Source organism: Candidatus Cloacimonadota bacterium (assembly GCA_016932035.1).
In the GTDB taxonomy this organism is placed as follows: domain Bacteria; phylum Cloacimonadota; class Cloacimonadia; order JGIOTU-2; family JGIOTU-2; genus Celaenobacter.
Map to the genome: position 1 here is coordinate 18,911 of JAFGDR010000065.1, position 11,014 is coordinate 29,924.

12 protein-coding genes and 1 tRNA gene are annotated in these 11,014 nt (G+C 40.0%); 2 read left to right on the plus strand and 11 right to left on the minus strand.

What is annotated here, in order from left to right; all coding sequences use genetic code 11:
- Position 1: 1 nt before the first annotated feature.
- The 11 genes from JW794_10560 to JW794_10610 form a co-directional block, all read right to left on the minus strand.
- On the minus strand, positions 2-304 hold the full coding sequence (locus tag JW794_10560) for a hypothetical protein (GenBank protein ID MBN2018554.1): 303 nt from the start codon (positions 302-304) through the stop codon (positions 2-4).
- A gap of 23 nt (positions 305-327) precedes the next feature.
- The gene (locus JW794_10565; protein ID MBN2018555.1) at positions 328-1,203 is read right to left on the minus strand and encodes a hypothetical protein; all 876 of its coding nucleotides are present in this window, start codon (positions 1,201-1,203) and stop codon (positions 328-330) included.
- 21 nt (positions 1,204-1,224) lie between these two features.
- On the minus strand, positions 1,225-4,215 hold the full coding sequence (locus JW794_10570; GenBank protein MBN2018556.1) for a lamin tail domain-containing protein: 2,991 nt from the start codon (positions 4,213-4,215) through the stop codon (positions 1,225-1,227).
- Positions 4,212-4,712 carry a signal peptidase II gene (lspA, locus tag JW794_10575; protein ID MBN2018557.1) on the minus strand — a complete coding sequence of 167 codons (501 nt, stop codon included), beginning with the start codon at positions 4,710-4,712 and terminating at the stop codon, positions 4,212-4,214. The genes JW794_10570 and lspA overlap by 4 nt, the downstream gene beginning before the upstream one ends.
- A gap of 28 nt (positions 4,713-4,740) precedes the next feature.
- Complete coding sequence (locus JW794_10580) at positions 4,741-5,127, minus strand: TraR/DksA C4-type zinc finger protein (GenBank protein ID MBN2018558.1); 387 nt, start codon at positions 5,125-5,127, stop codon at positions 4,741-4,743.
- Positions 5,128-5,141: 14 nt separating this feature from the next.
- Entirely contained in the window at positions 5,142-5,963 is an 822-nt protein-coding gene (locus JW794_10585) for a purine-nucleoside phosphorylase (GenBank protein ID MBN2018559.1), read from the minus strand.
- Positions 5,950-6,639, minus strand: a complete 690-nt coding sequence (locus tag JW794_10590; protein ID MBN2018560.1) for a DivIVA domain-containing protein — start codon at positions 6,637-6,639, stop codon at positions 5,950-5,952. The genes JW794_10585 and JW794_10590 overlap by 14 nt, the downstream gene beginning before the upstream one ends.
- Before the next feature lie 9 nt (positions 6,640-6,648).
- Complete coding sequence (locus JW794_10595) at positions 6,649-6,912, minus strand: YggT family protein (protein MBN2018561.1); 264 nt, start codon at positions 6,910-6,912, stop codon at positions 6,649-6,651.
- Complete coding sequence (locus tag JW794_10600) at positions 6,909-7,478, minus strand: thymidine kinase (GenBank protein MBN2018562.1); 570 nt, start codon at positions 7,476-7,478, stop codon at positions 6,909-6,911. Before JW794_10600 ends, JW794_10595 begins: the two co-directional genes overlap by 4 nt.
- 338 nt (positions 7,479-7,816) lie before the next feature.
- Positions 7,817-9,577 carry a C10 family peptidase gene (locus tag JW794_10605; GenBank protein MBN2018563.1) on the minus strand — a complete coding sequence of 587 codons (1,761 nt, stop codon included), beginning with the start codon at positions 9,575-9,577 and terminating at the stop codon, positions 7,817-7,819.
- 11 nt (positions 9,578-9,588) lie between these two features.
- Positions 9,589-10,434: a MurR/RpiR family transcriptional regulator gene (locus JW794_10610; protein ID MBN2018564.1), complete on the minus strand. Its 846-nt coding sequence runs from the start codon at positions 10,432-10,434 to the stop codon at positions 9,589-9,591.
- 174 nt (positions 10,435-10,608) lie between these two features.
- Here JW794_10610 and JW794_10615 point away from each other — a divergent pair.
- Together JW794_10615 and JW794_10620 are read left to right on the plus strand one after the other, a co-directional pair.
- Positions 10,609-10,685: transfer RNA gene (locus tag JW794_10615), tRNA-Val, on the plus strand.
- A 21-nt stretch (positions 10,686-10,706) separates the two neighbouring features.
- On the plus strand, positions 10,707-11,014 hold a 308-nt coding region (locus JW794_10620; protein ID MBN2018565.1), incomplete at its 3' end, for a cob(I)yrinic acid a,c-diamide adenosyltransferase.

Below are 11,014 nucleotides of genomic sequence, written 5' to 3' on the forward strand. Positions count from 1 at the left end.
ATTAACCCAGTTGAATTATAAGAATAAGTTCGACAACTACGCAGCAAAAGAGGAGCGCTGCGAGAAGATTCAGCCAGAATAATCGTACTGAAAGTTTCTCGATCTTATTCTTTAAGTTGTGAATATCATTAAAAACTTTTTTCTCGATAACGTCATATTTCTGGGAGAGTTCTTTATAACCCCTGTTGCTGAACTTATTCTCCCAGTCTTTTACAACATGATTAAGAAAATTGAATATCAGTTTTATAAATCCTTTGATGATGAGTGAGTAGCTGCTCTTTTCATCCTTATCTGTTTTTTTCATTTATACCTCACGCAGTATAACAATTAAAATAAGTAACCCAGAGAAAATTGATGAGTGATCGGTAAGACTGGATGTGAACTGAATCCATAATCGACCTTAATCCCTTTAAAAAGTACTCCAAATCCACCAGAAATACTATTTGGATAAGTTGAAGCACCGGTTCTGAGCCAGAAATTTTCAATAACTTCGAACTCGATACCAGCCTGGATTTTTGTTTCTTCACCGAGTTTTTGTGAAAGGTCGATCTCTGTTATTACACCCTCATACGGTTCATATGCAATACCCAGAGTCAGATGCTGGGGAAGGTCAAAGGTCTGGTCTGAACCCATGGATGGATTATTCAAATTTTTTACTGCAAAAGCAATACGGGTTCTCTGATGGAGAACTGCAAGAGCTCCAAGATTCACGCCATATGTCGTTTGATTACCCGGATTGATCCCGCCAACTGTCTCGCCGAATTTCAGATAGTATAGATTCAATCCATATCCAACATAAAGCTGAGAGTGAACATCTCCCATCAGAAGGATGGAATGAGCAAGAGAATAGGTGCCTTCCTGCTGGAGTTTTTGTCCTTCGAACTCAACGTCCATTGCCTGCATTCCGAGTGAAATCGTACCTATCTTTGGCAGACTGTATGCAAGTGCTCCGGACATCAAGAGCTGGAAGCTGTTATTGAAGAGCTGTGCATATCCCAGGGAAATTCCCCGATCTGCATAAGCAAGAGCTCCGGGATTGTAAAAGATTGCATTCGGATCATTACAGCTTGCAATGAAAGCTCCACTCATTCCTCGTGCTCGTGCAGAGGGTTGATAGTTTGCAAATACATTTGAAGCTATCTCCCCATAGATAAGAGATGTGGTCAGAAGGATCAGTATTACTATGAAAGCTAATTTCTTCATTTCTATCCTTTCATCCAAAAATTATTTCAAAGGTGCGGCGATCACAATTGGCACCGAAGTGGATTTGATATCGCCATTGTCTGGATTAACAACTTCAAGATTACAAATATACAAACCGGGAGGAAGAGTATTCCAATTGTCATCCTTGCCGTCCCATTCGAAGGTATGCATACCTGTCGAGATTTCGTTTGTGATCGTATTGACCAGAACACCTTCACTATTATATAAACGTAAGACTATTTTATCACCTGTTCGGGAATGATATTGGATCTGGAATTTTTCTCCTAAAGTTGGGCAGAATGTATAATGAGGAACTTTGAGGATAGCGCTGAAATCATCGATGTCATATGCATATTCAAAAACCTCATCCGGAGCATTGGTCGGGAAGTAATGATAATTTTGTTCAGCATCTTCAGCTATGATATAGAAGAAAACGAGGGTTCCTGCATTTTGACCCGGAATCTCTGCTGTCCATTCATAAGCTTTTGCCGGAACCATTGGAAGTTCTGAGAAAGGATTCTGCTTAACAGTATTCCAGTAAAGTTTGGGATTCCGCAAGGAATCTGCATGGCTGAGTGTAACCGTTACAGCTTCACCCGGATCTGGATCGAGGTTGGAGATCGTAACGTTTCCACCAACACCACCTCCATGTGAGCCAATATAATCAAACGTATCGATCGGATATACGATCCATTCAGAATTAGTTGCATCCGTGCCGGCAGAAGTAGTCCAGTCTGTATTTCCACTTTCAATAGAACTTTTCCTGACGAGTGTGTGATCGTAGGTTGCTGCTGTAACACCTGCAACATCCCATCCGGTTCCTGGATCTTCTGTTGAAATTCCAATTACATCGATCAGTGTCCACGTGGCACCGCCGTCTGTGGTCATTTCAATTCCACGTGCATCATTGCCGTTAAAACTGACAACATATCCACCAGCATTATATGCAAGGATTTCATCTGCAACACTGAGAATGGTCTGAGACGCATCCTCGTTCGCAATCACCCAAACATCACCCGATCCAAGCGTTGCTCCGGTCGGGAAGGAATAATGTTCCGCGCTCCATCCGCTTCCGTTGTAGGAACTTACAACACGATAGTTATCGAGATACACAGTTTGGGTAGAAGCATTATAGATTTCAAGAGCTTTATTATTGCTCGAACCTTCAATGTATTCTGAGAAGATCAATTGTCCTTCAGTTGGACCTTCCTGGTATCCGGTAAAGTCGATAGTGCTATTCGGATCGATGATGTTGCCGGCAAGGTCTTGAACATTATTAACGGTTATTGTATAATTATAACCAGCTGCCTGGTTGGTAGTAATAAGTTGAACTGTTTTTCCAAGTGCTTGAAGAATTGCTGAAGTAACAGTAAGATTCGTGATCGAATAGTTAGCAATATTCGTGGCAGTGGTCTCATCGACCTGTTCGTCATAAGTGACCTGAACTGAAGTAGATGAGATTGCATTAGCACTAGCAAGAGTAGGAGGGGTTGTATCATTCTCACCATGTTCTCCGATATAATCAAAGGTATCGACGGGGTACACGATCCACTGAGAGTTTTCTGGAGTTGTGCCGGCAGAATTAGACCATACAGTCGTACCTTCTGTAACGGATGCTTTTCGCACCAAGGTATGATCTTTGGTAGCACTGGGAGTTCCGGCAACGTCCCAAGCATCACCTGGATCTTCGTCGGGAATACCGATCACATCGATCAATGTCCATGTGGTGCCGCCATCGGTCGTTTTTTCAAGGCCGCGTGCATCATCACCATTGTGGTGTACAACACTGGGATAGGACAGTATTTCATTTGCAACTTGCTGTATCTGCGTATTAGCTTCATCAGTCGTGATAACCCAAACGTCTCCGTCGGCAAGTGTTGAGCCGGTTGGAAATTCATGCCAATATTGCCACCCGTTACCATTTGAGGATTGAGCAATCCGGTACTGAGTAAGATCAACAGTTGCTCCCGATCCGTTATAAACTTCCAAAGCTTTGTTCTGTGAGGTTCCTTCAATATATTCTGAGAAGAATAGGTCAGGTCCGCTTCCGGGTGTATAACCAATAAATGTAATGATGCTGTTTACAGCAATTACATTTCCGTTAAGATCTTCAACATTATTTACGGTTATCGTATATGTCGTACCTGATTCCTGTGTTCCGGTTGTAAGAACAACTTCATCATTATTCTGCAGAGATGCATTAGATACGGTGAGTGAAGGTGTAATAGAATAGTTTGAAGCATTTTCAGCAGTTGTCTGATCCAGTCCTTCGCTGAATTTGATCTTTACACTTGTTTCATTCAGGGCATTAGCAGAATTCATGGTTGGCGGGGTTGTGTCTCCTCCGGTAGTTACAAAATCATTTGCATCACGGGGATTTACACCATATTCGTCATAACTATAATCAACAGCGCCTGTGATGGAAGTAAATGTGTCACCGACTGTTGGATTTTCATATGTGTAGATTGCATCGTCGATCTGGCAGTTTCCAGAACCATCATCGACATACCATTCTCCATAAGTGCTTGGGCCTTGCGTTGTTGTGACATCTGAAATTTTTACTAAACATCCTTCATACGGCTCGCCTGTTGAAGGAGTCATAAGATCACCAGTTGAGACAGATATAGCTTCAGGAACAGGATTGCCAGAACTGAGGATAGTTACGTCCGAGAGATTTCCAATCTCTGTAAGTCCAAAGTATTCTTGCACCTCTCCAGAGACTTCAACCTCATCACCTACTGAAACGGAGTAATCGTAGCTAAAGACGAATACACCTTTCCATGCACCACCCGCAGGATCGGATACAAAAAATCGATTGCTGTTGCCTGATGAATAATATCCGTTGGCAGTTACAATACCAGTGAATGTCACGGATTGTCCAACGAGTAGTGAAGGATATGTGCCATCTCCACCAGCTATAGTTGTGTATTGAATGTCATATATTGTTGTCCCATACAGCATGGATACAGATATACACATCACCAATAAAATTAATGAAAATTTACCTTTCATTCTTTCTCCAAAATTTCTTCTTGTTTTGCAGAGTTTTCTACAAAAAGATAATATATGATTAACAGGATAACGCCTACAACGATGCATGAATCTGCAATGTTGAAGACATACCATCGGTCAATATGCCATTTACCTATAGTTATATTGAAAAATTCCACGTCAAGAAAGTCTGTTACTTTTCCTAAAAATATTCTATCTATTAGGTTGCCGAATGCTCCACTGAGTATAAGTGTAAAGCTGAACCGGGCAAGAGGGTGGGTGTTCCTCCTGAATAAAAATATGATAATAACAATAGCAACTATATGAAGAACAAGGAGAATGATATTTGTCAGCTGTCCAAGTTGAGGATTGATGCCAAATACTGCTCCTTGGTTTTCAACAAAGGTTAGTCTGAAAAAATTCCCGAGTATTGGTAATGTGTCTGAATGTGCATGCGAGAAAAGATGGCGGATTGAAATTTTCGATATCTGATCAAGAGCAAGGAATATTATAAACAACAGCAAATATTTTTTTATATCGGATTTTTTATCTGTGGTTGTTATTGTTTAGCCTTTCTTCGTTACGCTTGCAATCGATGCAAAGCTCAGTATACGGGATCGCTTTTAGTCGCGATGAAGAAATGTCTTCACCGCAGTAGCTGCAGACACCATAAGTTTTATCGTGGATACGTTTGAGAGCACTATCGATGTTCTTGAGATTTCTCAGTTCTCGTTCCAGCATATACGTTTCTTTTTCACGTTCATTAGAATCTGTTCCAAGATCAGCAATATGTGTTACATATGAGGAGATATTTCCTACTGCATCACGGATGTTCTTGCTCCAACTCTCATCAATTCCCTCGATGATTTTAACGACCTTTTGTCGTTCATTCATAAGCAGGTCCCTGAAAAAATCCAGCTTTTCACGTTCCATACAACACTCCTGACTTATATTTCCTTAAGAAAGTTTTGAATGAGCACTTTTAATTTTTTTTGCGCTTTTTTAGCAACCTCTTCGATACTTGTTTGTGCATGCGTATCAGAGTGAAAGAGGTTGGATAGGTTTGTAATTGTTGAAATGCCGAATATTTTCAGTCCAAGGTAAACACCCACGATAACTTCATGAACTGTTGACATTCCAACCATATCTCCGCCAATTGTCTTGAGCATTCTGCATTCTGCAGTCGTCTCTAAACTTGGCCCGAGTAATCCGACATACACACCCTGCTTGAAAGCAAGACCGCTGTCAGTCCAGACCTTTCTGGCGATTTCAATATATTTTTTATTATATGCATCATGCATGCTTGGAAAGCGGAGACCGAGATCAGGATCATTTTCACCAACAAGAGGATTGGATCCGGTCAGGTTTATATGATCTTTCATAACGATAAGATCCCCAACTTGCATTTCTTCATTAAGTGAACCAACCGCATTTGTTACGATGAGGGTTTGTATACCGAGTTCCTTCATCACAAAAATGGGATACGTTGTTTCAAGGGCTGTGTAACCTTCATAACAATGAAGACGTCCCTGCATAATGATTATTTTTTTTTCGTTAAAAGTTCCAAAAAGCATTTTTCCATGGTGAGAGGGCGCTGTTGAAGTTTTAAAATGAGGGATATCGTGATAAGGAATTTCTATATCAACGTCGATGATCGTTGCAAGTTCGTTTAGCCCAGTTCCAAGAATAATACCGATTTCCGGCTTATCACCGTAAAGAGAGCGGATGTATTCGGCTGATTCTGCGACAAGTGGTCTAATCTTCTTCATCTTCTTTATTGCTAAAACTGATCCTGGGTTTTTGTTCGATAACTTCTTCTTCCTCAAGGGGCTTTTCTTCCTGAATCTCTTCAATCGTTTCTTCAATCTTAGAGAGTTCTTCTTTCTTCTTTTCAACCGGAGGGGGGAGCTTTGTGTCTTTAAAAAAATCGTGTGTTTTAAAATCAGGCGGAGGAATGATCGGTTTTTCTATCTCCCGTGCATCTTCTTTATCTTTTTGAAATTCTGATTCGATGAGGTCGAGTATGGTGTTTATCTGTGATTTGAAGGAGAGAAGGAAGGATTTCTTTTTGTCTTTGAGATTCACATAATCATGTTCGAGAATGCTGAGGTAATCCTTAGCTTTTTTTACACGCTCTTTTGCAGAGATCTCTGCATCTTTTATGATGTTCTTCGCTTCTTTATCAGCGCTTTTAAGCGTGTCTTCTTTGAGTTTTTCCGCGAGTATGAGTGTTCGTTTCAGGACTTCTTTCTGTTCTTCGATATCTTCGAGTTTCTTGTCCCTGTCCTCGATCTCTTTTTGTTGAGCCCTGATCGTCCCATCGAGCCGTTCGATCTGGTCAGCCAGAAGATCGAGAAACTCCTCAACTTCCTGTTTGCTGTATCCGCTCAATGTTTTATTGAACTCTTTACCTCTTATTTCCGAAGGAGATATATTTTGTGGCATTGTGCCTCGCTAATATAGTATTGCTCTGATTAATAGACTGCGCAGTAATTCCAGAACGAGAATTACCACAATTGGCGAAATATCGAAATTCCGGGTGGGAATGATCCTTTGAACGAGTTGTCTTGCAGGTCCGAGAACCGGTTCTGTAACTCTTACAAGTAGCTGCATAAGGGGATTGCCATAATTTGGACTGAACCATGATACAATTGCCCGAATGATGATGAGCCAGATATAGATCGTGATGACCGCACTGATAATACGAACGAATATCATGATTTTTCCTTTGGCGGCTGGAAGCAGTTCCTGCAGCGTGCTTCGTAAATGTCCTTTTCTCCAACAAGGATTTCTTCATCGTTATCAACAAGTCGTTGTGTACGGTTTGCTGGATTACCGCATTTCATACAGATCGCAAGGGTTTTGGTGATATATTCTGCAGTTGCAAGCAGTTCCGGCATAGGATGGAAGGGTTTGCCGCGGTAGTCCTGGTCAAGTCCAGCAACGATAACTCGTTTGCCTTCGTTTGCAAGTTTCTGACACACTTCAACGAGTCCTTCATCAAAGAATTGTGCTTCATCGATACCAACTACTTCAGTATCTTTTTTTACAAGTTCGTATAGTTGTTGTGAGGTATCAACCTGTTTTGAATTAAGTTTTGATTTGTTGTGGGAAACGATGTATTGATGATGGTATCTGTTATCGATCGTCGGTTTAAAAATCTGGAAGGGATGTTTGGCGATTTCGACACGTCTCATCCTGCGAATGAGCTCTTCGGTTTTTCCGCTGAACATACTGCCGCAGATGACCTCGATCCAACCAGTTTGACCTTTTACAATATTCATACGCTACTCCACGTTTGCGTAATTTGTGAGTGTAGTTTTTTATGTCAAATTTTATGATGATTGGAAGGTTTTCAAATATATTTACTAATAATAAAAAGTACAATGGCTTATAGAAAATTGAATCTGACGAATGGTCGGGCGACCTTCGTTAAGTATTATTTTTTTGTTAAAGCACTTTGTTATGATCGTCACTGTTCTTGAATCATCCCGACAAATCGAGACGATTCAAGTTCCGTGTGTCAGAAGTGGTTAGCATCGAAAGGTGAACCTCAGATAAGTAAGTGAAACAAAAAAGCCGCCACAGAATGATCTATGACGACTTTTAACCTATCTCTATTTTACCTCAATAATAAAATTTTAACTAATTGTGAATTTTCACCATAAATGGAATAGAAATAGACGCCGGAAGGTACATCATTTCCCAGTTCATCTTTTCCATCCCATGTGGTTTCAATCATTCCTTGTGATTCGGCCAAAGTAGGCAAACCTCGTACAAACTCACCTTTAATATTGTACACTTTTATATTAGTGCCGAGAGTTTCTCTATTTGTAAAATACTTGATCGACATAGTGCCATCAATAGCTGGATTGAAAGGATTAGGGAAACTTATACTCTTTGAAGCATCTAAATAGGCAGGTTCATCGACAGCAACATTCCAGTTGATCACAACAGTGTTCGAGGGATTGGATTCACCGATTTCATACAAAGCAGTTGTATAATATTCATAATCTGTTCCATATATTGCTGTTTCATCTCGATATGACAAATCGTATATCGGAGAAGTGTTCAGAAGCATATCGTCTCGATATACATTGTAAGAAATGACATCTAACTGATTCGGTGCCTGCCATGTAAGGTCGATATATGCAGGGCTTTGGTTACTAGAATATAGGAGATTTGCTGGAGGATCATAATATGGAACCGGATCTGAATAGATATCCAATGTTACACCGTGTATTGTTGTAAGTGAGTAGGGGAATTCATCGGGAAGGATATACCAGCCGTCATATGAGCCGCCCCAGCCAAAGTTCACATGATATTCATTTAACGTATTATATCCGTCAACAACAACATTATGCCCACCGCTGCCCCCTGTTACCAGAACGGTTAATTCTGCCGGCTGAGCATCCATCATATTCTGGCTGAGTCTGGTCCAGAAATTCGGATCAGAATCATCGATCGTGTCGGTGCCGAAGTATCCAAATTTTTCGAGAGCATCGACCACTTGGCTCAGGTAAAACGTGCCTGAAACCGAGGATGTATAGACTTGAGTTGCGGCTACACCACAGGCGAAACAGAGCCCTGCTTTGTCTGAATTGGTAAGAGGTTGATCCAGTTTTTTATGAGCATCATAGGATGAGAGATAACCATTTAAATCTGGGAAAGAAGCGAAGCCGCGCGTAAAATAATCGTCGTCGATCATGAAATTCCGTCCGGCATAGGAATGGTAATAATCATCTCCATCACCAAATTGTGCATTATTAATATTGGTAAAGTAATCGATGATCTGCGCAGTTGCAATTGCAGGACATCCCGCAAGACTTCGTGCGCCTGTTACCATGTCCCAGGGGCAGTAGTTATAATAGGGAGCAGTTTGATGCCATTGTACCTGCACCCATCCACCAGTAAGAGTCGAGTCTTGATTCGGCCAATACATTTCTTCTTTTACTACATTGCTTTCGATAAGCTGTGTCCATGCATCGTTCCTTTGCTGCTTGATTTTTTGAGGAAGATTCTGCAAAGCTTTATAACGATACGAAATATTCAGCGCTATTGCCTGATATGGTATCGACGTATCATCTTGAACATCAATTGTGTTTCTGAAACTGTAACCGATAATGGGAGGAAGATTATTATCTCCTGCAATGATCATGAATCCTCGAGGTGTAAGTTCAACAAGATAAAAAAGTGTTTTGCCGTTTTCATTATAATGTTCTGAAATATCATTAATTGAAAATATTTGATCTTGATTATGTTGATTGATCTTATGATAAACAATGTCTTTGCAAACGTTAATATCAACGGGTTTTGCATTAAGTCTAACAAATAAGATAATTATGAGAATAAGAAACAAGAACACGGTCTTTTTACTAGCCATGGAAACTCCTTTTATTCGCAAAATACGGGTAATTCTTCCCATTCTTTTTTTGTTCTTTTTAATAATAAAAGACTTTTATCTTTATTCATAGCCGCAAGGCTATTCACGATAATATTAACCATCACAACCGGAGCTGCCTGTGAGAGACTATACGTCGTACCGGTTACCGGAGTGACGAGTACATGATCGCATACCATTGCAAGGGGGCTGAATTCACTGTCTGTAATCGCTATTGTAGCAGCACCTTTGGAATGGGCATAAGCGGCAACGTCACGAACTTCTTTTAAAATTTTTTGAAAGCTAATTGCAATTACCACATCTCCCACACCAACATCCATCACTTCGATCTGTTTGGAAATGCCAAATCCTCTTAGTTTGATGTAATCCTTACCCAGGGCTTCGAAATAGTAATGAAATATATCGACACATGCTTCGCTCGAACCAATCGATGCAATAATGATTTTTTTTGCATTATCGATAAGAGAAACAATGCGTGAAAGCGTCTCTTTATTAAGATATGTCCGGGTATTCATAATGTTTTGAATGTCCTGCTCGATCGTTGCATCAGCCACATCTTTTTGAGATAGTTTTGAAATGAATTCTTCAAATACTTCATGCGGGGTTGTGGTTTTTCGATATAAGGTTTCGAGTTCTTTCTTAAGAGCTGGAAATCCTGTATAACCGAGTTTTTGAGCAAATCGTGTAATGGATGATGGTGCTACATTGCACGTTTCTGCAAGCTGCGGACCGTTTAGAAAAGCATTTTTGTGAAGATTTTTGGTAATCGTATCTGCGATCATCTTCTCGCGTTTTGTTAGCGACGCTTTCTTCAGTTTATCTGTTAATTTATTTTTCATATTGCAAATTAATTTGCTCAATTAATATTTTTTGCAAAAATAATTGTCAACTTTTTTAAATAATCAAACTCCCAACAATTTTTGTTAGAAGTATAATTTTGGAACTAGTAATAAGTTTAAACCTAAATTTTTTGACAAAGAAATATCCTACAAAAATTCTTTCACTCAATCTGTGGGTGATTAGCTCAGATGGTTAGAGTGCTACGTTGACATCGTAGAGGTCACTGGTTCGATTCCAGTATCACCCACCATTTTTATTGAAGGGGTTTGATATGCTGCATATATACACAGGCAATGGCAAAGGCAAGACAACTGCTTCTCTGGGACTTGCAACAAGATTTCTCGGACATCATAAAAAGGTTTGTCTTATTCAATTCATGAAGAAGAATGTAGAATATGGAGAAATCACTTTTTTTAAAGACATTCCAAACATCGATATTTTCCAGTTTGGTACACCCGATTTTGTAGATAAAAAAAATCCTAAGCCCATTGATATCGAGGAGGCTGTACAAGGATTCAAGAAAGCAAAAGAGGTTATAATAAGTAAAGAACATGATCTTGTAATACTGGATGAATTAAA